Origin of the sequence: Pseudorhodoplanes sp. (assembly GCF_046289595.1) — a bacterium.
Lineage (GTDB): Bacteria > Pseudomonadota > Alphaproteobacteria > Rhizobiales > Xanthobacteraceae > Pseudorhodoplanes.
Genome location: NZ_JBKBVB010000079.1, coordinates 1 through 20,902, shown reverse-complemented (window position 1 = coordinate 20,902; position 20,902 = coordinate 1). Strand labels below are relative to the sequence as shown.

General features: G+C 63.5%; 21 protein-coding genes and 1 tRNA gene. 5 read left to right on the top strand and 17 right to left on the bottom strand.

The genetic code is table 11. The features are described 5' to 3' along the window. The 3 genes from ACK41X_RS15810 to ACK41X_RS15800 all read right to left on the bottom strand — a co-directional run. Positions 1 to 1,680, bottom strand: a 1,680-nt coding sequence (locus ACK41X_RS15810) for a methyl-accepting chemotaxis protein (RefSeq protein WP_409725193.1), incomplete at its 3' end; no start/stop codon positions are given. A 179-nt stretch (positions 1,681 to 1,859) separates the two neighbouring features. After that, the gene (locus tag ACK41X_RS15805) at positions 1,860 to 3,344 is read right to left on the bottom strand and encodes a glutamine synthetase family protein (RefSeq protein WP_409725191.1); all 1,485 of its coding nucleotides are present in this window, start codon (positions 3,342 to 3,344) and stop codon (positions 1,860 to 1,862) included. 110 nt (positions 3,345 to 3,454) lie between these two features. Continuing rightward, a complete protein-coding gene (locus ACK41X_RS15800; RefSeq protein WP_409725188.1) occupies positions 3,455 to 4,768 on the bottom strand; it encodes a Rieske 2Fe-2S domain-containing protein in 1,314 nt (437 codons plus the stop codon). A 195-nt stretch (positions 4,769 to 4,963) separates the two neighbouring features. Between ACK41X_RS15800 and ACK41X_RS15795 the strand changes: the two genes are divergently transcribed. Then, positions 4,964 to 6,217, top strand: a complete 1,254-nt coding sequence (locus tag ACK41X_RS15795; RefSeq protein ID WP_409725186.1) for an NAD(P)/FAD-dependent oxidoreductase — start codon at positions 4,964 to 4,966, stop codon at positions 6,215 to 6,217. A gap of 14 nt (positions 6,218 to 6,231) precedes the next feature. Continuing rightward, entirely contained in the window at positions 6,232 to 7,032 is an 801-nt protein-coding gene (locus ACK41X_RS15790) for an IclR family transcriptional regulator C-terminal domain-containing protein (RefSeq protein WP_409725184.1), read from the top strand. A gap of 583 nt (positions 7,033 to 7,615) precedes the next feature. Here the strand turns inward: ACK41X_RS15790 and ACK41X_RS15785 are convergent. The 5 genes from ACK41X_RS15785 to ACK41X_RS15765 form a co-directional block, all read right to left on the bottom strand. After that, the gene (locus ACK41X_RS15785; RefSeq protein ID WP_409725181.1) at positions 7,616 to 8,464 is read right to left on the bottom strand and encodes an MBL fold metallo-hydrolase; all 849 of its coding nucleotides are present in this window, start codon (positions 8,462 to 8,464) and stop codon (positions 7,616 to 7,618) included. Positions 8,465 to 8,609: 145 nt separating this feature from the next. After that, complete coding sequence (locus tag ACK41X_RS15780; RefSeq protein ID WP_409725178.1) at positions 8,610 to 9,413, bottom strand: hypothetical protein; 804 nt, start codon at positions 9,411 to 9,413, stop codon at positions 8,610 to 8,612. A 173-nt stretch (positions 9,414 to 9,586) separates the two neighbouring features. Next, positions 9,587 to 10,471, bottom strand: coding sequence for a bifunctional methylenetetrahydrofolate dehydrogenase/methenyltetrahydrofolate cyclohydrolase FolD (gene folD, locus ACK41X_RS15775; RefSeq protein ID WP_409725175.1), 885 nt, complete (start codon positions 10,469 to 10,471; stop codon positions 9,587 to 9,589). After that, the gene (locus ACK41X_RS15770) at positions 10,468 to 10,809 is read right to left on the bottom strand and encodes a DUF167 family protein (RefSeq protein WP_409725172.1); all 342 of its coding nucleotides are present in this window, start codon (positions 10,807 to 10,809) and stop codon (positions 10,468 to 10,470) included. Before ACK41X_RS15770 ends, folD begins: the two co-directional genes overlap by 4 nt. A gap of 10 nt (positions 10,810 to 10,819) precedes the next feature. Next, complete coding sequence (locus tag ACK41X_RS15765) at positions 10,820 to 11,110, bottom strand: YggT family protein (RefSeq protein ID WP_409725169.1); 291 nt, start codon at positions 11,108 to 11,110, stop codon at positions 10,820 to 10,822. A 272-nt stretch (positions 11,111 to 11,382) separates the two neighbouring features. Here ACK41X_RS15765 and ACK41X_RS15760 point away from each other — a divergent pair. Continuing rightward, positions 11,383 to 11,458: transfer RNA gene (locus tag ACK41X_RS15760), tRNA-Ala, on the top strand. Positions 11,459 to 11,547: 89 nt separating this feature from the next. On the opposite strand, the gene ACK41X_RS15755 is transcribed toward ACK41X_RS15760, so the two are convergent. Further along, positions 11,548 to 12,180, bottom strand: a complete 633-nt coding sequence (locus tag ACK41X_RS15755; RefSeq protein ID WP_409725167.1) for a tetratricopeptide repeat protein — start codon at positions 12,178 to 12,180, stop codon at positions 11,548 to 11,550. 192 nt (positions 12,181 to 12,372) lie between these two features. Between ACK41X_RS15755 and ACK41X_RS15750 the strand changes: the two genes are divergently transcribed. Both ACK41X_RS15750 and ACK41X_RS15745 read left to right on the top strand, forming a co-directional pair. Next, on the top strand, positions 12,373 to 13,605 hold the full coding sequence (locus tag ACK41X_RS15750) for an MFS transporter (RefSeq protein WP_409725164.1): 1,233 nt from the start codon (positions 12,373 to 12,375) through the stop codon (positions 13,603 to 13,605). Continuing rightward, complete coding sequence (locus ACK41X_RS15745; RefSeq protein ID WP_409725162.1) at positions 13,602 to 14,009, top strand: RidA family protein; 408 nt, start codon at positions 13,602 to 13,604, stop codon at positions 14,007 to 14,009. The genes ACK41X_RS15750 and ACK41X_RS15745 overlap by 4 nt, the downstream gene beginning before the upstream one ends. Here the strand turns inward: ACK41X_RS15745 and ACK41X_RS15740 are convergent. The 8 genes from ACK41X_RS15740 to ACK41X_RS15705 all read right to left on the bottom strand — a co-directional run. After that, on the bottom strand, positions 13,999 to 14,727 hold the full coding sequence (locus ACK41X_RS15740) for a glutamine amidotransferase (protein WP_409725159.1): 729 nt from the start codon (positions 14,725 to 14,727) through the stop codon (positions 13,999 to 14,001). The two genes, ACK41X_RS15745 and ACK41X_RS15740, sit on opposite strands and share 11 nt — an antisense overlap. A 100-nt stretch (positions 14,728 to 14,827) precedes the next feature. Beyond that, positions 14,828 to 15,610, bottom strand: a complete 783-nt coding sequence (locus ACK41X_RS15735) for an SDR family NAD(P)-dependent oxidoreductase (protein ID WP_409725156.1) — start codon at positions 15,608 to 15,610, stop codon at positions 14,828 to 14,830. Beyond that, positions 15,603 to 16,073 carry a TerB family tellurite resistance protein gene (locus ACK41X_RS15730; protein ID WP_409725153.1) on the bottom strand — a complete coding sequence of 157 codons (471 nt, stop codon included), beginning with the start codon at positions 16,071 to 16,073 and terminating at the stop codon, positions 15,603 to 15,605. Before ACK41X_RS15730 ends, ACK41X_RS15735 begins: the two co-directional genes overlap by 8 nt. 6 nt (positions 16,074 to 16,079) lie before the next feature. Further along, entirely contained in the window at positions 16,080 to 16,595 is a 516-nt protein-coding gene (locus tag ACK41X_RS15725) for a tetratricopeptide repeat protein (RefSeq protein WP_409725150.1), read from the bottom strand. A 152-nt stretch (positions 16,596 to 16,747) separates the two neighbouring features. After that, positions 16,748 to 17,704 carry a type II secretion system F family protein gene (locus ACK41X_RS15720; RefSeq protein WP_409725148.1) on the bottom strand — a complete coding sequence of 319 codons (957 nt, stop codon included), beginning with the start codon at positions 17,702 to 17,704 and terminating at the stop codon, positions 16,748 to 16,750. Positions 17,705 to 17,706: 2 nt separating this feature from the next. Continuing rightward, entirely contained in the window at positions 17,707 to 18,678 is a 972-nt protein-coding gene (locus ACK41X_RS15715) for a type II secretion system F family protein (RefSeq protein WP_409725145.1), read from the bottom strand. Between the two features lie 11 nt (positions 18,679 to 18,689). Next, positions 18,690 to 20,099 carry a CpaF family protein gene (locus ACK41X_RS15710; protein ID WP_409725196.1) on the bottom strand — a complete coding sequence of 470 codons (1,410 nt, stop codon included), beginning with the start codon at positions 20,097 to 20,099 and terminating at the stop codon, positions 18,690 to 18,692. Positions 20,100 to 20,222: 123 nt separating this feature from the next. Continuing rightward, positions 20,223 to 20,902, bottom strand: a 680-nt coding sequence (locus ACK41X_RS15705) for a CpaE family protein (protein ID WP_409725143.1), incomplete at its 5' end; no start/stop codon positions are given.

The window sequence follows — 20,902 nt, the reverse complement described above, 5'->3', positions numbered from 1 at the left end:
GCCCAGATCGCCGACCTGGCCGCCCTGGTCGGCGATCTGGGCTGTCCCTTGAGTCAGCGAATTGGCCTGCTGCGCATTGCTCGCATTCTGCTTCACCGTCGCGGCGATCTCCTCCATCGAGGCGGATGTCTCCTCGAGACTTGCTGCCTGCTCTTCGGTGCGCTGCGACAGATCGGTGGTCGCCGCCGCGATTTCCGCAGCCGCATTGGAGACCTCGTCGTTGGCTTGTGCGATCGCCTCAATGGTCGACTGCAGGCGGTCGAGCGTCGCGTTGAAGTCGTCCCGGATGCCCCGATAGTCCTCGGCGAAGCCCTCATCGAGACGGGTCATGAGGTCGCCGTCGGCCAGCCGCTTCAGGCCTTCGCCGAGGGCGCGCATGGCGCGCGCCTGCTCGTCGGCCGCGCGTGCCCGCTCCTCGGCCGCTTTTGCCTGCAATTCGGCTTCGGCCGCCTGACGTCTCAGCGCCTCATCGGCCTCGGCCCTGGCTCGTTCCGTCGCGAGCACCTTGAACCGCTCGACCGCATTGGCGACGTCGCCGATTTCGTCCTTGCGATCGAGGCAGGGCAGCATCACGGCGAAATCGCCGTCGGCGAGCTTCAGCATGGCGCCTTGGATGTTGCGCAGCGGCTCTGTGACCCGGCGCGAGACCACCACCATCATGGCGACAACAATGGCGATTGCCAGAACCAGCAGCGCCAGTGCGATCGTGAACTGGAACAGCGCAGCGGAAGCCTTGGCGACCGCATGATTTTTCGCGACATCGAGCGAAACCTCGGCGACGCCGAGAAGCGAGGCAAGCTTGGACACCGACATCGGCGTCCATTCCTCGGCCCTGATCCCGGTATTCTCGCCGGCCAGAACCGACTTGAACACCTTCAGGCGCAGTTCGGAAAATTTTGGATCGAAAAACTCATCCTTGGCCTTTTGCACGGCCTGAGCGAATTGCGGCGGCAGCTTCAGCCCGGCGGCGGCGTCTTCCATTGCGCTCCAGACGGCGTCGGTCTTGCCGAGATTGGCCGTGTAGATCAGAAACGCATCGGCCGGCAGCTTTTGGCCGGCAAGGCCGTTCGACACCATGACCTGCGCATCGCCCGCGGCGTTACGCGCGATCCAGGCAAGTTGCTTGATCGTCATCAGTTGGTCGATCATGGCGTCGTCGAGCTTGACCATGGCGTTGAGTTGCTCCGAGAGCCTGTCGAGAAGCCTGAGCAGATTGGTTGCTTCGTCGCTGAATGCTTTGGCAAGTTCAGGCCGGCGCTGCTCCCGCGGCAGGGTGACGGCACGCGCGGTCTCGTCGTGCATCGCGATGAGTTTGTTCATCGAATTGACCATGGCCGGATACAGCGAGGCCTTATTCGGAAAATCCATTCGCGCCAGCGCTTCGACCGCAGGCTTCAGCGCCGCAAGCTCGGCTTTGCGGACCTCCTGAGTCTGCGTGGATAAGGCCTGCAACTGCCGCTGCCCGGTCAAGTCGCGGAACGTTGTCGAACGGTCGACCCGCAGATTATGCAAGGCGGTGAACAAATTGCGCGAGACGTCGATGACCTCGGCGCTGCGGTTCGCCAGCCGGTATTGTTGCCACTCAGACCAGGCGTTCTGAGCCAGAACGATGACAACCACCGCGCCCAGTAATCCGATGACGGATTTCAACAGCGCGCCGACGGATATTCTGTTCAGCATTTTGCAACGACCTTTCGCCCCTCCGGCGTTGATGATCCATAAGGGTCGAAAGTAAATTGCCGGTAATCGCGGGCGACGTCGCGCGAGGCTTAGGTTGGACGTCTCGCGCAGGCCGCGCGTTGCGCTTAAAAATTTTTCCGTGAAGCCGAACCGCCGACACTAAAATTTGCGCGCGAAACTTAGAAAAGATCAAAGTATTCCTTCTGCTCCCACCGCGTGACGTCTGCCGTATCGGGCTTTTCCTCGCTCCGGAAGCGGGCAATCTCCGCCTCCTTGATACGAAGGTAGTAGTCGACAAAGTCCTCGCCGAATGCCTGCCGGAAACACGCATTGTCTTTCAGGGCGGCGAGCGCATCACCGAGCGCTGTCGGCATCATTTCCGCCTCGGTCTCGTAAGGCGTATCGGCGGACGGGCCCGGCTCCAGCCGTCGCGCAATGCCGTCCAGCCCGCAGGCGACCTGCGCGGCAACATAAAGATACGGGTTGGCTGCGGGCTCGCCGACCCGGTTCTCCAGATGCGTGGCCGGATCGCCGGGCTGGCCGATCACGCGCAGCATGACCCCGCGATTGTCCTGCCCCCAGATCACCCGGTCGGGTGCCAGCGCATAGGCGCGGTAGCGTTTGTAGCCGTTGATTGTCGGCGTGGTGAATGCGGCCGCGGCCCGGGCATTGGTCAGCAGACCCGCAAGCCAATGACGCGCCAGCGGCGGCAGCACCTGCGCCGGATCGGCGGACACGAATGCATTCGTCCTGGTCCTTCGCTCGATCAGCGACTGGTGCAGATGCCAGCCGCTCGAAAACGCATTGGGCAATCCCGGACGGCACATGAAGGTGCAATGCAGCCCGTGCCGCCGCGCAATCTGCTTCATGGCGCTGCGGAACAGGATCATCATGTCGGCGGATGCAATTCCGATTTCCGGGCGGAACGTGAACTCGCACTGGCTTGGTCCAAGTTCGACTTCCAGCGAGCGAAACGGCAGGCCAAGCGCCATGACGGCGCGCCAGAACGGCTCCAGGATCGGCTCGATCTGGTCTGAGCGGGCTTCGGTGAGAAGCTGGAAACCCTGATGGATGTAGCTCACATCGACCGGCTCCCCCGGCCAGGTCGCGTCGGCCGGCGCAAGCCGCGGATTCTCGATCCGATAGAGATGGAATTCGACCTCGAGCCCGGCCATGAGATCGAAGCCGGCCTCTCCAAGCCGTGCAAGCTGGTCGCGGGCGATCTGTCGCGTCGAGAACGGCACCGGCTTGCCATTCGGGAAATAGATATCGCAGAGCACCCAGCCGGTATTCGGCGCCCAAGGCAGCACGCGGAAGGTCGAAGGGTCCGCGATCATCAGGAAGTCTGCGGCGCCCTGCATCTCGGGCATTGCGAATCCGCCGCCCGGCGTAAAAACCGGAAACACCGTCTTGTGCGAGGTGTCTTTGGCAAGCAGCGTCGTCGTCATGGAGACGCCGTTGCGCATCAGCTTCGCCGCCTCCGCCGCGACGATCGTCTTGCCTCGCAGAACGCCATGCTGGTCCGCAAACGAGAAGCGGACGAGTTCGAGCTGACGTTCCTCGATCTCCTTTTCGACCGCGGCGGCGAGCCGGAATTGCTCCTCGCTCCACAGATTGTGGCGCTCGACAAAACTGAGAGATGCGCGGTCGCGGGATGACATCATTGCCTGTCGTCCCCACGAAAGCGGGAACCTATAACCACCAGCCTGGAATTTGGGTCCCCGCCTTCGCGGAGACGACCGGTCATGTATAGCACGGTCTGCGGCACAGCAGGCTAATGCCCGTTTGCCCAGCTCTTGGTCGAGCGGCGGCGCTCATGCGCCTTGTCGACATAGCCTTGCCAGTCGGCCACAGGACCGACGCCATCGACGCAGACCGGTCCGGTGATTTCAGGCGCCTGTTTCTCGTCCAGCACCATGAGCGGACGCTCGCCCTTGCCGGCCTGCTCGATCGCCGCGCGCAAGAGACGCCGGTAGGCGGTAATCGCCTTGTCGGACTGACCGAGATGCTCCTTGGTGCGATCCTGGATCGGGCCCATCGACTCGCAGGCCCATTGATCGTGGATATTGATATCGGCACCCATGCCGGTATAGGTCTCGTGCGCCTGCTCGTGCGGATCGAAGCCATAGTCGTTGGACTTGTTCTTGCGCGGCACGTAATTCGGCAGCTCATACAGCTCGAGCCGCTGGCGGCGCATCTCCTCCTTGTCGACCTTCTGACCGAAGCTGGTGAAGATGCAGTACCAGTAATGCGTGGTCTCGTCGATCGGCACATGCCATTGCGAGATCGTCATCTCCTGGCTCATCGGGATCATGAACGCATTCGGAAACACCAGATTGGTGGTTCGCACATGCATCGACTTGTCGCTGATCTGGCGCAGCGTATTGAGCCGCAGGCCGTATTCGGTCTGTTCGACCTCGATGCGCGGACGCGGGAAGTCGCGCATGATCTTGGTCATCGGCATGTCGGCATCGGACGTCGAGTCGCGGAACATCTTGCCGTAGGACTTCGAGGTGTCCTCGTCTTCGAAGAAGCGGTGCAGCCATGAGGTATGCGCGGGATCGATGCCGACCTCGAGCGACTGCAGCCAGTTGCACTCGATCAGTCCCTTGAAGGCGAAGGTGTATTCGTCGGGCGCGACGAAGCAGTCGAAATTCGGGAAAGCCGGCGGCTCGCCCGGCCCCATATAGGCAAACAGGATGCCGCTCTTCTCCACCACCGGATAGGACGTCTGGCGGATGTTCTTGCACAGGTTGGAGCCTTCGGGTTCGGCCGGGGTTTCCAGACATCGGCCATTCACGTCGAACTTCCAGCCATGGAACGAGCAGCGCAGCCCATCCTTCTCAAGCCGGCCGAACGCCAGATCGGTGCCGCGATGCGGGCAGCCGCGGGCAATCAGGCCGTAACGCCCCTGCCCGTCCTTGAAGATCACGAGATCCTCGCCCAGCAGCCGGACCGGCTTGACCGGACGGTTGGTCGCGAGTTCTTCGACCAGCGCGGCGGGCTGCCAGTAACGGCGCAGCAGATTGCCGGCTTTGGTACCGGGATTGGTGCGGGTGATGAGGTCGTTCTGTTCTGCGCTGAGCATGGCAAGTCTCCTGATGAGGCGCCGCCGTGCGGGGCCGGAGATCTCAAAAATGTTCGTTGACCGAACATATGTTCGAATTAGAACAAAGTGATCCGCGCTAGGCAAGCGCAAAAAGCGGGCTAAAATGACCTTGCCGGTGACAATTTCGAACATTCGTTCGCTCTTCGAACCAATGTTCCTGGGGGACGAAGGCGGATGAGTGAGCCGTTGATCGTTGTGGGCGCGTCCTATGCGGGTTTGCAGACCGCCCTGTCGGCACGCGAGTCCGGCTTCGCGGAACCCATCCTGCTGCTCGGCGACGAGGACGACCTGCCATATCAGCGCCCGCCGCTGTCCAAAGGCTACCTTCTCGGCAAGGTGGCGGAAAGCGCATTGCCGATCCGCGCGCAGCAGGTGCTCGACCAGCATCGCATCGAATTTCTGCCGCGCACACGGGTCACCGCGATCGACCGCACCGACCGCACGGTCGAGACGGCGGAAGGCAAACGCCTGCGCTACGGCCAGCTGGCGCTCGCGACCGGCTGCGGGCCGAGACGCCTGCCGGTCGAGGGCGCCGATCTCGATGGCGTCATGGTTCTGCGCACGCTCGCCGACGCGCGTGCGTTGCTGTCGCGCCTCACCGATACCGGCCGTGCTGTCATCATCGGCGGTGGCTTTATCGGACTTGAGGTCGCCGCGTCTCTGAGCATGCTCGGCAAGCAAGTCGCGGTGGTCGAAATGCAGGACCGGCTGCTGGCGCGCGCGTTACCGCCGCGCATGTCGGAATTTCTCGCCGATGCGCACCGGCGTGCCGGCGTGGAGCTGATCATGCGGACCGGCGTTGCGCGGCTGATCGGCAAGGGAGGCAGGATCGCGGCGGTCGAACTGACCGACGGCCGCACGCTCGACGCCGATCTCGTGGTGGTCGGCATCGGCGCGTCGGTGAATGACCAGATGGCCGCTGCCTGCGGGCTCGCCTGCGGCGACGGCGTTTTCGTCGACGACTATGCCCGCACCAGCGATCCGCATATCGTTGCGGCAGGCGACTGCACGCGGCATCCAAACCGCTTTGCCGGCCGGCCGATCCGGCTGGAATCCGTGCAGAATGCGCTCGACCAGGCCAAGACCGCGGGCGCGACCCTGGCGGGTCAGCTCAAGCCCTACGACGCGGTGCCGTGGTTCTGGTCCGATCAATACGATCTGAAGCTGCAGATGGTCGGCTTTTCCGAAGGTCACGATCAGGCGGTGCTGCGCGGATCGCCGGACGACAACCGCTTCTCGCTGTTCTACTTCCGCGACGGCACGCTGATCGGCGTCGATTCCGTCAATGCCGGCGGTGACCATATGGCCGGCCGGCAGATCATTCCGGCCAACACCCCGATCACGCCGGATGAGGCCGCCGATCCAAGCTTCAATCTCGCCGCGCTTGTAAAGGCGGCACGCAGCCGCGCCGCTGCCGGCGGCCGCTAAGCCCGGATCGCCGCATGCCGCGCGTCAAACGCTCGCAAGCCGAAGCCGATCAGGTGGAGAGTGCGGGTTCCGAGTTTCTGGAGGCTCTGGCGCGCGGCCTGCGGGTGATCCAGGCATTCGACCGTGACCGCCGCCAGCTTTCGTTGAGCGATGCGGCACGCCTTGTCGATCTGCCGCGCGCATCGGTGCGGCGGACGCTCCACACGCTGGTCCAGCTCGGCTTTGCCGAAACCGACGGCCGCATGTTCCGGCTGACGCCGCGGATTCTGTCGCTGGCAGGCGCCTATCTCCTTTCAAATTCCGTCTCCACGATCCTGCAGCCCGCGGTCGACCGGCTCAGCGCCGAACTCAGCGAAGCCTGTTCCGCTGCAGTGCTCGACGGCGACGACGTGGTGATGATCGCACATGCATCGCCGGCACGGATGCTGGCGCTCGGCGCACAGGTCGGTTACCGGCTGCCGGCGGCGTCGACGTCGCTCGGCCGTGTATTGCTGGCAGCACTCGACGACCGGGAACTCGACCGGTTCTTCGCCCGCGCCCGACTCGAAAAACGCACGCCGTTTACCTTGGTCGACAAGGCGGAGCTCGAGCGCGCCGTCGTCAAGGCGCGCGAAGAGGGCTTCTCGCTGGTGGACCAGGAGGCCGAGCTGGGCTTCCGCTCGATCTCGGTGCCGCTGCGTCGGATCGACGGCAAGGTGGTCGCGGCGCTGAATGTGGGCGTTCATAGCGAACGTGTCACGCTGGATGCGATGCTCGATGGCTATCTGCCGCGGTTGCGCGCGGCTGCCAGTGAATTGCAGCCCCAGCTGATCTGACCGGACGGCAGGGCCGGAACTCAGCACGCCCTCCGCCGCAGATAGGCGCGGCGCCGGCTGTTCAGCCGGTCCTGTTCCGCACGCGCCTCCTTCATCGATGCGGTGGCGCAAACGCGATATTCAAGATCCTGCGGACGATACCCGCAGCCCCGGCGTGCGAAGATTGCAAAAAGCCCCGACGCCGGCGACCGCGTCAAGATTGCAAGGCTTTCCGCGACATTGGCAGAGACCGAAAAAGCAATCTGAGCACCGGACGTGACATGCCTGACCTCGAATATGCCCGGTCCGGCCGGCGCATCAAGCGTTCCGGAATGCGGGCTGGGAAAGGTTCTCCATGGAGTCCACGCAACAATAGAAGGCATGCAAGTCGTTCTCGAAACTGTTTCGAGGATGGATCTCGAAGGGGTGGGAGACTGTGGCGGCTCACGGTTGTTAAGCACCCGCGTGCAGCGATTGCCGCACCGTCCAACGCGGGGCGGGCATTTCCGTTCCGCACCGTGTGGATTCGGAATGAGCGATGCCCATGGCGTGCAAGCGCGGCAAGAACGCGGCAGCGCGGACACGCGAAGGAGCGACCTCGACGCTATCGCCCCGGCAAAACCAGCACCTTGGGTTTCACGGGCAGGGTGGCCTTGGAGATCACCACCGACGGTATGTCCGACATCTCGACATCAAACTTGTCGCGCATGCGGTCGAGGAAGCGGTTCAGCGTGAACACGCTGAAGTAATGCATCGGGATGATCAGCGGCGCCTTCAGGCCCTCCACGACCTCGATCATGCCGTCGATATCGAGCGTGTAGCTGCCGTCGACCGGGACCAGCACGGCATCGATGCGGCCGATCTCGTTCAGCTGCTGCTGGGTCAGCGTGTGATGCAAATGGCCAAGATGAGCGATGCACATATTGGCGATCTCGAACACGAAGATCGAGTTTCCGTGCCGATCGGTGCCTCCGTCCCAGCCGCGGATATTGGTCGGGACGTTGCGCACCCGCACGTCCTTGTAATTGACGTCATGGCGGACCGGCTTGCCGCGATCCTCGGCCCAGCCGCGCAGGACGTGGGCGATCCCGGGTTCGGGATTGTCCGTGTAATGGGTCGAGTGCGCGCGGTTCATGGTGACGATATCCGGCAAGACCGGCGGCCGCACATAGTCGTTGTAGTCGGTCGCGATCCTGACCAGTTGCGGACTTTCGATCAGGAAGGTCGAGTGGCCGACATAGGTGATACGCACCTGATCGAATTTGAGCTGCGCGATACGGAACGCGGCAGGCAGGATGGGAAGCGTCTTGGCGGCAACCAGGCCTGGGCAATTCTCCATCATCTCGGGCTTGGGCGCGGTCGCCTGGACGCGCTCGATCGTCCCGGCACTTGCCGGCTTGACGTAAAGGGCCGCAGCGACTACTGCGGCGGAAAGCCCGATTGCTGAACGCATGCAAAGCTCCCTCGCCGTCGAATTATGACATGGCGGGAGCAAGCGACACAATTCACCTCAATGTGCGGAAGCTGCGGCGAACCGCCCAACAAAAAGCGGCGCCGGATGCCGGCGCCGCTATCTTCGAGGCTCGAGTGAGGCCGCGTCAGCGCTGCGACACAATGAAGCCTTTCGGCGTGACCACGACCCAGCGGCCCTCCTGACGGCGGATGGTTTCCACCCGTCCAAGTCCCGGAAGATTAGCGCCGGGAACCACTTCAAAAATCCCCATGCGATCGTTTTCCACCATGGCAACGCCGCGGAATACATCGCGCAAAATCCAGCCATTCACCACCGGCGGGCGTTCCTGCTGCTTCGGAGCGATCGAACCTGTGGTTTCGGGCGCGGAGGCAAGCGCAGGAGCCGGCGCCAAAGCCGCAGTGACATTGGCAGCGGTGCGCTTGTCGATGCGCTCCAGCAATTCGGACAGCTTGGCAACGCGCTGCGCCGGCTCGGCCTGCGCCTTTTCGGCACGATCGACCCGCTCGACAATTCTGGCCATCTGCGCATTCGCACTCTTGGCATTGCTTTCAATTGTCGCCTTGAGCGAAGCAACCTCGGCCGAGAGCTGCGTGATAACGCCACGCAGCGCATTCACCTCGATGCTGCGCGCATCGTCGGCGATTGCGGACTGCGGCTTGGCGAAGGCGGCCCCGGCCATCGCACCGACCGCGGAACCCGCCGCCGCAGACAGGACGATCGCAACGGCGAGAATGGCGGCGCGGCTGAAGCGCTGATTCTTCGCGGGCACATACAGGATCGGCGCCATGCGGTCGTCAAGCTTGCGATGCGGCGCACGCTCGTCGCTCTCGACCCTGATTTCCGGTGCAGCGGCACCGTCCGCTTCGGGCTTGGCCGCATCCGAAACGTTGCTCTCTGCATGCTTGCCAGTTTCGTCGATCGCACCCATGGCTCGATCTCCCAGAAGGTGAAAACTTCACCAACGGGTAACCAAGCCCACTTACGAATTCGTTAAACTTTTAACGGATCGCGGCGACGTGATCGTCTGCGCCACAGTGGTAAATGCAATGCTAACGCACGGGTACGTGCGCACGCCGCGTCACTGCATTGGCTTGCGCGGCGTCAGACCTTGGGTTCCGGCAAGCCCGCAGATGCACACGCCGCACGCAGCGTGTTGAGAATCACGCAGGCGATGGTCATCGGTCCGACCCCGCCCGGGACAGGCGTCACCGCGCCGGCGACTTCGAGCGCCTCCTTGTAATTCACGTCACCCACAAGGCGCGTCTTGCCGCCTTCGCCGGGCACGCGGTTGATGCCGACATCGATCACGGTCGCGCCCGGCTTGATCCAGTCGCCGCGCACCATCTCGGGGCGTCCGACTGCGGCAAACAGGAGATCGGCGCGGCGGCAGACCTCCTTGAGATCCTTGGTCTTGGAATGCGCGATCGTGACCGTGCAATTCTCCGCCAGCAGCAATTGCGCCAGCGGCTTGCCGACAATGTTGGAACGTCCGATCACCACCGCATCGAGCCCTGCGAGCGACGGATTGATCGTCTTGGCGAGGATCACGCTGCCGACCGGCGTGCAGGGCACGAGCGCCCGCTGCCCGGTCGCGAGCCGGCCGGCATTGACCGGATGGAAACCGTCGACGTCCTTGCCCGGATCGATCGAGTTCAGAACGAGCGTGGAGTCGATCTGCGACGGCAGCGGCAATTGCACGAGGATGCCATGCACACTCTTGTCGGCATTGAGCTGTTCGATGAGCTTGAGCAGATCGGCTTGCGAGGTATCAGCCGGCAGCTTGTGATCGAAGGACTTCATGCCGGCCTCGGTGACCGCCTTCGATTTCGACTTCACATAGACTTCGCTTGCCGGATCGTTGCCGACCAGCACCACTGCAAGGCCCGGCACGATGCCGTGCTCTTTCGCGAGCTGTGCCGCCGCCTTCGCGATATTGCCGCGCAGCTCCTGCGCGATGGCCTTTCCGTCGATGATGGTCGCCGTCATTTTGAATCCAGCAGGTGTTGGAGTTTGGCCGCGAGCGCGGCGCCGCCGCCGTCGATGACGACGCGCTTGATGCGCGCGGTTTCGCCGGACGCCAATGTCACCGTGCGACGCGGCACGTCAAGCGTCTTTGCAAGCAATGAAATCAGGGCAGCATTGGCCGCACCGTCGGTGGGCGCTGCCCGCACCCGCGCTTTCAGAACGCTCCGCCCATCGGACAATGCCTCGATCCCGTCGATCGCGTCGCGCCCACCCTTCGGCGTCAATCGGATGGCGAGGACCAATCCCGTCGCGGCAATGGCCCATGGGACCGAAGCGGACGACTTGTTCGCTTTGCCCAAGGCGCGTTGATCAGAACACGTTGGGATAGATGTAGCGGGTGATCACGCTCTGGATAAAGATGATGATGAGGATCACGATGACCGGCGAGATGTCGATGCCGCCGAGATTCGGCATGATATTGCGGATCGGCCGCAGCACCGGCTCGGTGATGCGCCACAGGAAATCGCCCACCATCGCCACGAACTGGTTGCGGGTGTTCACGACGTTGAACGCCACCAGCCAGGACAGGATTGCCGAGGCGATCAGAAGCCAGATGTAGAGCTGCAGAACGATCAGGATGACATCAAGGAGCGCGCGCATCGGGCTTGGTCTTCCGTCCGGGCGAGGATTATCGTGGTGAGGGCGTTCTCATGTATCGGCTCAGCCGATTTCGGGCAAGCCGCCATCCGGCTGACCGATTTCTGCAGCATCGGCGCGCGGCGACCCGTGAAGCCGCACCCGTCTCACCGCGCCGCCCAGCCCGGCGGGCACCAGCCGTCACCGTCCTTGACTTGCCGCAAGCCGGGGCCTAAATGGCCGCTCTTCGCCCATTCTTGCGCATCCGGACGGTTCGCTGCCGGCTGCGTCCGGCGGGGGCCGTAGCTCAGATGGGAGAGCGCCTCGTTCGCAATGAGGAGGTCAGGGGTTCGATTCCCCTCGGCTCCACCAAATTGTGCCCGGCCGCCAGCCTTGCGCCTGGACGGGCATTCCCGGATGCTCTTCGCCCGTAGGGCCTTTCGCGGTGAAAAGCGGTGAAGCTACCGCCCCGCGCCCTTGATCCTCTGTTCCAGCCGCGCGATCGCCGCAGGCCCATCGCCATCTTTTGGCGAAAGCTTCACGAACGCTCTAAAATCCGCCAGCGCGTCGGACAGCGAGCCCTTCATCTCCAGCGCATTGCCGCGATTGAAATAGGCGCTCCCATCCTTCGGATTGAGCTTGATCGCCTCGTTGAGGTCGGCGATGGCCTTGTCGTATTCCTTCTTGCGGATCAGCGCGACGCCGCGATTGTTGTAGGCCTTGGCATAGCGCTTGTTGAGCTTGATCGCTTCCGTCGAATCCGCGATGGCGCGGTCGGGGTCGCCCTTGCGGTTCCAGGCCATGCCGCGATTGCTCAGCGCGCGCGCATGCTTGGGATTGAGTTTCAGCGCCTCGTTGAAATCGGCGATGGCCTTGTCCTGATCGCCCTTGACGCTCCAGGTGAAGCCGCGGTTGCTGAATGAATCCGCATCTTTCGGGTTGGCGGCGATCGCCTTGTCGCAGGCTGCGATGGCCGCATCGCCCGTGGCCTTGGCGCAGAGTTCGCGGTCGGTTTGCGCCAGCGCCGGGCCGGATGCCAGTGCGACACCGGCGATTGCGATCAACCAAAGCTGCAAGGTCCGGGGCCGTCGCATGGTGTCCTCCCCTTTGGCAAGCTCGTCTGGCAATCTGTGCGATAGCTTAGCGTTTTGGCGAAATGCCGAAACTTCAATCCTGCGGATTTGTGTGCGACATCTTCGGCGCTCCCTCCTGCACAGCCGCACCGCACCCACCTACCGCAACTGCTCTACGGTGCCGCCGCAAAGACCACCGGCCCAACCTGACCTATGAACACGCACCCCGACCCCGCCGCATCGCTCGGCCGATATCGCCCGTTCGTCCTGTTCTGGTTCGCCCGCGTCTTCGCGAGCCTTGCATTGCAGATGATGGTCGTGGCGGTCGGCTGGCAGGTCTACGATATGACCGGCCGCGCGCTCGATCTCGGGCTGGTGGGGCTTGCGCAATTCGTCCCGGCGTTTCTGCTGGTGCTGGTCGCGGGCGCGGTCGCCGACCGCTACGACCGCAGCCGCGTGGTGCGGCTTGCGCAGATGACGGAAGGCACCGCCGCACTGGTGCTGGCGGTCGGCACCTGGCAGGGCTTCCTTACGCGCGACCTCATTCTGGCACTGGTCTTCATGGTCGGCGCCGGCCGGGCATTCGAGGCGCCGACGCTGATGGCGCTGCTGCCACGGCTGATACCGCTGCCGGTCCTGCCGCGCGCGGTGGCCGGTTCGGCCTCGGCCAACCAGGCCGCGACCATTGCGGGACCGGCAGTGGGCGGCTTGCTTTATGTGATCAGTCCAACTCTCGTCTATGCGCTTTCCGCCGCGCTGTTCTTCGGTGCCAGCATCCTCATCGCACTGATCCGGATCGACCAGGTGGCGCCGAAACGCGAGAAGGTGGACTTCGCCGCCCTGTTCGTCGGCATCGCCTTCATCCGCAACAATCCGCTGATCCTCGGCGCCACCTCGCTTGACATGTTCGCGGTGCTGTTTGCAGGTGCGACCGCGCTGATGCCGGTCTATGCAAAGGACATCTTCCATGTCGGGCCGTGGGGGCTCGGCATCATGCGTGCAATGCCCGCAGTCGGCGCGCTGCTGATGGCGATCGCGCTGGCGCGCTGGCCGCTCGTGCGCAATGCCGGGCGCAAGATGTATCTTGCGGTGGCGCTGTTCGGGGTGGCCACCATTGTGTTCGCACTCTCGACCTCGTTTGCGCTGTCGCTTGTGGCGCTGTTCGTGCTCGGCGCAGGCGACATGGTGAGCGTCGTGGTGCGCCAGACCCTCGTCCAGGTGCAGACGCCGGACGAGATGCTCGGCCGGGTGATCTCGGTCAACGCGCTCTTCGTCGGCACCTCCAACCAGCTCGGCGAATTCCGTGCCGGCGTGTTTGCGCATTTTGCCGGAACCGTGCCTGCTGTGGTGTTCGGCGGGGCCGCCACCTTGCTCATCGTCGGCCTGTGGACGAAACTGTTTCCCGAGCTCCTCAACGTACAAAGCCTGCAGAAGGGAACGCGATGACCGCAAAATCCACGACCGGCCCCGATGTCGAAGTGCTGCGCTCCAATGCCGTCAATCCGCCCGGCCTGCCCTTCCCGGACGGCGTGCGGGTCGGCGAGCTCGTGTTCATGTCCGGCCAGATCGGCATCAAGCCGGGCACACTGGAATTGCCCGCGGGCGGCATCGAGGCGGAGACGCGGCAGCTCTTCGAGAACCTGCGGGTCACCATGGAAACCCACGGCATGACGCTGTCCGACATCGTGCGCATCCAGGCGATGCTCGCCGACATGGCGGAATGGCAGCGCTTCAATGCGGTCTATCTGGAATTTTTCCCGGATGCTGCGCCCGCCCGCTGCGCCTTCGGGGCGACCGGACTTGCGCTTGGCGCACGCGTCGAGGTGGAGGCCTTCGCGGTCAGGCGGTGACCGCAGCCGGCTTCGCCGCCGGCTCCGGCTGGTCCTTCAGCCAGAAATCCAGGAAATGCGCCAGCCAGTTCTGCATGGCGTAATCGAAGACCAGCCGGTCCTCGAAATGCGCAACCCGCTGCTTGGCGCCAGGCAGTTCCATGCGATGCTGGCCGCGGATGGTCCAGCGGCACATCATCGCGTGCGTCACTTCGGGATGGAACTGGATCGCATAAGCATGCGCGCCCTGCCGGAAGGCCTGCACCGGAAAGGTATCGCCTTCGGCCAGAAGATCCGCTCCGGCCGGCAGGTCGAAGCCCTCGCGGTGCCATTGATACACATGGTCCGGCCAGACCTCGCAGATCTCACGCCCCTCGATCGTCGGGCGGATCGGGTAATACCCGACCTCGACCTGCCCCTCCTCGTGCAAACCGACCTTTGCGCCAAGATGCCGCGCCAGCATCTGGCCGCCGAGGCAAATGCCAAGGAACGGCTTGTTCTCCTTGAGTGGCACGCCGATCCAGTCGATCTCCCGCTTGATGAAGTCGAGATCGTCGTTGGCGCTTTGCGGTCCGCCGAAAATGACAGCACCGGCATGGCCCGCGAGGGTGGCAGGCAGATCATCACCCAGAGCAGGACGGCGAATATCGAGCGGCACCCCGCGCCTGCGCAGATACTGGCCGACGCGGCCTGGGGTCGAATTTTCCTGGTGTAGAACGATGAGGACCGGCAACGACATCGGCTGGTGTACGGAGCTCCCGCGATTCAATGCCGGAAAATAATCCCTCTGCACCCTCTGACAAGCGGCCCCGGCGGAAATGCCGCTATGACAAAAGGACTTATCTCGGCTCTGAACCGTGCCGCCGTGCCACCTGGGGCAGCAAGACCTTTCGCGGCACAAAGCCTATGCCATGGACCAGGAGCTTGTTGAGAAACCCAGGTACCACGCGACGCTTTCCGGCCATGAACCCGCGATAGGCTTCTTCGGCCACGCGATCGGCAAGCGTCGTCATCGGCGTTCTGAGCACGCCCGGGCCGGTGCGGGCGACCTCCTGGAATTCGGTCGGAACCGGCCCCGGGCAGAGCGTGGTGACGCGGATGCCGCGGTCGCGCCATTCCTCGTGCAGCGCCTCGGTGAGGGACACGACGTAAGCCTTGGTGGCGTAATACACGGCGTGGTTCGGTCCCGGCAAAAAGCCCGCGACCGATGCGACATTCATCAGTCCGCCGCGCTGGCGCGCCATCGTCTCGGCAAACCGCAAAGACAGATCGGTCAGTGCCCGCACATTGAGGTCGATCATATGGAGCTGGCGTACCCGCGATTGCGCCGCCGCAGCGCCGGACAGTCCGAAGCCTGCATTGTTGACGACGAATTGCGGCTCCAGACCTTCACGGGCCAATGCTTCCTCAATCCGGTCGCCGGCATCGGCATGCAGCAGATCGACGGTCAAGACCAGCGGCCGGGGCCCGCCGGTTTTGGCAAGGTCATCGGCCAGCACCTCCAACCGCTCGGTTCGCCGCGCGGCCAGGACCAGGCGATGACGGTGGCGCGCAAAAACCCGTGCCAGTTCGGCACCGATGCCCGAGGACGCCCCTGTAATCAGCGCGACCGGCTCAGGCATCGTCGCCCGATTGCCCGCCGGCGACATCGCGCTTCATTTCCACACGGTCACGCTGCGAGATGCCGAGCAGATCGGAGGCACGCCACACCACGTTGTCTTCGAACTCGTTCACGCGGCCATCGGCATAGACCATTTCCCACATCATGCGCACGATCCGTCGGCGGCCGTCTTCGTCCATCGCGCGGTTGATCAGGCTGGTAAAGCCGTACAAATCGACAGCCTCGCGATCCGCTGCAGCCGCTGCCTCGATCAGTTCGGCAACGGCCTCGTCGCCCAATTCGAACTGTTTCTTGAGCAAAACCCGCAGCTTTTCATGTTCGGCGCCGGTCTCCTGACCGTCGATTGTCATGACATGGATCAGCAGGGCGGCGGCGGCCAGCCTGTAGTCATTCTCCTCAAAGCGGCTCAGCGTCTTTTCGCCAATCCCGACATCGCTGAGGAAGTCCCGCAAGAGCTGGAACATGAAACCTCAGCGCACCGCGGCGCCTTCGCGCAGGCTCTGATCCAGGAGATTAAGGTTGTTCTGGATATAGGGATTGCCGGGATCCTTGGCCTGCGCTGCGAGGAGGGTCTTGCGGGCGCGATGCCGGTCGCCGCGCAGCAGATAGGAATAGCCCTGATTGTTGAGGATTTCCGGCGTCGGCCCGGCGAGGCGGATCGCCTGCGCATAGGCCCGGTCGGCCAGATCGAAGCGCTTGAGCTTGTCGTAGCTCGCCGCAAGTCCGACCCAGGCTTCGAGATCGTTCGGTCCCTTCTCGACGGCACGGCGGAAATGCTGCTCGGCCAATCCGAAGCTGTTTTCGCGATAATGCCGCTTGCCGAGTTCGAGGTCGCCCTTTGGATCTTCGCCCATCAGGCCGGTGGAACTCGGCGTGTCGTTGGAAAGGCCCGCGATCGAGCCGGTATGCTCGCTCGTGGTCTCGCATCCTGCGAGCGCAAGGCACGTCACACACACGACAAGTCCGGAAAGCCAACCGATACGCATTCTACGCTCCGGCGCAGACAGCCAGGTGCAGACTGCACCGGCCAGGCCACGCTGATCCGGCTGTTCACGCCGGTGTGGCGACGGTAGCGTCGGGTGGTTAAGATTCTATTCGGGCGTGAAAGGTGTGGTTAACCTTGCACTAATGCTGCGGGTCAGCCGAAACCGCCGGTCATGAGCCGCACGACGACCGGCAGAAGAATCACGACGAAGATCACCGGGAAGATGCAGATCATCATCGGCAGCGACAGCTTCGCCGGCAGGCTATAGGCTTTCTCTTCTGCCCGCGACAGCCTCTTGTGCCGCATGTCGTCGGAATAGACGCGCAATGCGTCGGTGACGCTGGAACCGAGTTCCTCGGATTGCTGGATCAGCGTGGCGAAGGACTTGGCTTCTTCGAGGCCGAGCCGGTCGGCGAGATGCTCAAGGGCCTCTGTCATGGTGCGGCCCGCCCGGATTTCGAGATTGGCCATATGGATATTGGCGCAGAGCGAGGGATAGGAATCCGCAAGTTCGCGTCCGACCCGGTCGAGCGCCGCTTCCATGCTCAGGCCGGCGTCGGCGCAAACCACAAGGAGGTCCATGAAATCGGGAAAGCCGGCGCGATGCTCGTCGCGTCGTGACGCGATCCGCCGATCGAGATACAGACTCGGCGCCGCATAACCGAGCATGCCGCCCGCCCCGATCGTCAGCCAATAGATCGAGTTGCCCTCGCCCGGCGCAAAGACCATTGCCGCGGCGCCGAAACCGACCGCGAGCGCAACCCGCGCCAGAAAGAACAGGGCGACGGCCCGCGGGTCATAGATTCCCGCGAGGATCAGCCGCTTGCGCAGCACCTTCATGTCCTTGGAATCGCTTTCGCCGAAGTGCTTCTGCGCATAGTCGGCGATGCGCTGCGCTGCTGTGGCGCCGGATTTGCGCTGCGGATGCGACGCAAAGCCGCCGATCTCGGCCGCAACCTTCGGATTGATGCCGGCGCTGCGCCGGCGGATGGCGCCATGCACCCGGATCGTCGCCATCATCACAAAGGTCAGGATTGCAGTCGCAAGGAACACCGTCAGCGTCAGCAGGATCGATTCGGGGTCCGCGAAAATATTGAATTCGCCGGTCATGGTCAGATCCTGAAATTGACCATGCGGTGCATGATGAAGATGCCGACGCCCATCCAGGCGCCGGCGCCGGCCAGCGCCATCTTGGTGATATCGTGATACCAGACGCTGCTATAGTATTCAGGCGAGACCAGATGGATGATGCCGAACAGCATGATCGGCAGCGATGCGAGGATCATGGCGGATGCACGCCCTTCGGACGCCAGCGCACGCACCTTGCGCCGCATCTTGAAACGCAGCCGGATCACGGCCGAGAGATTTTCAAGAATTTCGCTCAGGTTGCCGCCGGTCGAGCCCTGGATCGCAATCGCGGTGACGAAGAGCGGCAAATCCTCCTGACCCACACGGAAATACAGATTCCGCATCGCCATTTCGAGATCGGCGCCGTAGGTCACCTCATCGGCGACGATGCCGAATTCGCTGCCGCAAGGATCCGGCATCTCGCGGCCGACCATGGTGATCGCCACCGGGACCGGGTGTCCCGCGCGCAGGCTGCGCACGATGATGTCGAGCGCATCGGGAAATTGCGCGCCGAATTTCTTCTGGCGCCGGCCGCGCAGGAATTTGAGCCAAAGCACCGGCGCAGCGGTCAGGAAGAATAGCAGAGTGAGTCCGCTATAGAGCGGCTGACCTTTCAGAACGTGCATCGCAGCCGCTGCAACCACGGCGACGATTGCCACATACAGCGCGAGTTTGCCGATGCCGAGCGACAGCCCGGATTGCAGGATCAGCCGGTTCAGATATTCGACCGGCAGACGATAATCCCCCCCGCGATTGAGGCCGCGCTCCTTGCGCAGCTGGATCAGCACGCCCTCGCGGTTCGGCTCGTCCCTGAGGAGCTGGATACGCCGGTTGATGCTGTTGCGGTACGATGCATTCTGAAAGAACAGCAGATAGACTGCCTCGAACACCAGGAATGCCGAAATTCCGATGAAGGCGAGGAAGAGATATTGGGTGTCGAAATCGAGCCAGGCCATTGCTCCGTCCGTCACAGCGGCTGACTTGGATCGAAATACGTGCCCGGTATGCGGATGCCGCGGGCCGCAAGCTCGCTGAGGAAACGCGGCCGCACGCCGGTCGCCTGGAAATGCCCGATCACAGTGCCGTCCTCGGCGGTACCGGTGCGCACAAACCGGAAGATCTCTTGCATCTGCACAATATCGCCTTCCATGCCGGTGATCTCGGCGACGGAGGTGACGCGGCGCTTGCCATCCGACATGCGTTGCAGCTGCACGATCATGCGGATGGCGGCGGCGATCTGGCCGCGGATCGAGGAAATGGTCATCGGCAACCCGGCCATGCCGATCAGCTGTTCGAGGCGGGAAATCGCCTCCCGCGGGTTGTTGGCGTGAATCGTCGCCATCGAGCCCTCGTGGCCGGTATTCATCGCCTGCAGCATGTCGAAGGCTTCCTCACCGCGGCACTCGCCGAGGATGATGCGCTCGGGCCGCATACGGAGCGCGTTCTTGACCAGTTCGCGCTGGCGGATCTCGCCCTTGCCCTCGACATTCGGCGGACGGGTCTCCATGCGCGCAACATGCGGCTGCTGCAGCTGCAATTCGGCGGCGTCCTCGATGGTGATCAGGCGCTCCTTGTCCGAGATGAAGGCGGACAGAGCGTTGAGCATCGTGGTCTTGCCGGAGCCCGTACCGCCGGAAATGATGGTGGTGATCCGCGATTTGACTGCAGCCGCGAGCAGTTCCGCCATCTGCGGCTTGAGCGCGTCGATCTCGACCAGCTTGTTCAGGTTGAACGGCTTCTTGGAGAATTTGCGGATTGAGACCAGCGGTCCGTCGACGCCCACCGGCCGCACTGCGACGTTGACGCGCGAGCCGTCAAGCAGGCGGGCGTCACAGAGCGGATGCATCTCGTCCACCCTGCGCCCAACCGCCGAGACGATTTTGTTGATGATGCGGAGCAGATGCGCCTCGTCCTTGAACCGGCAGGCGATCGGCTCCAGAAGGCCGCCGCGCTCGACATAGGTGCATTCGTGACCGTTGATCAGGATGTCGCTGATGCTGGGATCCTTCAGCAGCGGCTCCAGCGGCCCCAGCCCTGTCATCTCGTCGAGGATTTCGTTGACGAAACTGTTCAATTCCTCGGTGTTCAGCGCCAAGCGCTCGCTCACCACATATTGGCTGACCAATTGCTGGATCTGCAGGCGCATCTGATCTTCGGGCAGCTTTTCCAGCGCCTGCAGATTGACCTCTTCGAGCAGCCGCCGGTGCAGCCGCACTTTCGCATCGAGCAGCTTGTCCGAATGCAGCGGGTTGGCGCGCGGAGCGGACGCTTGCGCAAGCGCAGCCGGGATGTGCGCAGACGCTGGTGCAGCCTTCACCGCGGGAACCGGATCGTGCCCGGCTTCGGCCTTCGGCTCAGCCGCGGCCGGCTCCGGCAATACCGGCCAGGCGCCAGTCTCCGTCGCAGGCGGCACGTGACTCGGCGCGAAGGACGCCGGCGGCGGCGGAGCGGATGCGCGTCTTGCTGAAAAGCGTCCGGCCATTCGCACGTCTCCGCCGATCTAGCGTGCAAAGGAGAAGCTGAACTTTTTCTGTTCGGCCGGCGCCTTGGCCGCGGGTTTGGCCGCCTGCGGCACGATCAGCTTGCGCAGCTCCTGACTGATATTGTTGCCGCGCTTGACCTCGTCGAGCGGAACGCCGCGGTCGATCGCTTCGCGCACCAGCCGGTAATTGTTCGGGATCGACAGAGCGAAGTCGTCGCCCAGCGCCTGCTCGATGTCGTTCTTCTTCAGGCCGGGGGCGAACATGCGCTGCTCGAAGCGGTTGACGATCACCTTGGGCTGCGGACCGTCCGGCATCCGCACCCGGATGGCCGCTAGAATGTGCTTGGTGTTCTTGAGGCTCGGCACTGTCATTTCGCTGACGATGAACAGGTGATTGGTCCCCTGCAGCACGTCGTCGGTCCAGGAAAACCAGGTCCGCGGCATGTCGATCACGACATGGTCGAAATTCGAGGACACGAGATCGAGGAGCCGTGTCACCACGTCGGGATCGAAGCTGCGCATCTCGGCCGGCTGCGGCGGCGCCGCGATCACCGCAAGACCGGAGGCGTGATACGCGGTCATCACTTCCAGCAATTGCTTGTCGAGACGATCGGGGCGGGGATCTAGCTCGGGGAGGGGGAGAAACAGGGCGAGGGGGGGGGAATGAGAGAAGGAGAGGGGGTGGAGGTTGGGGGCGA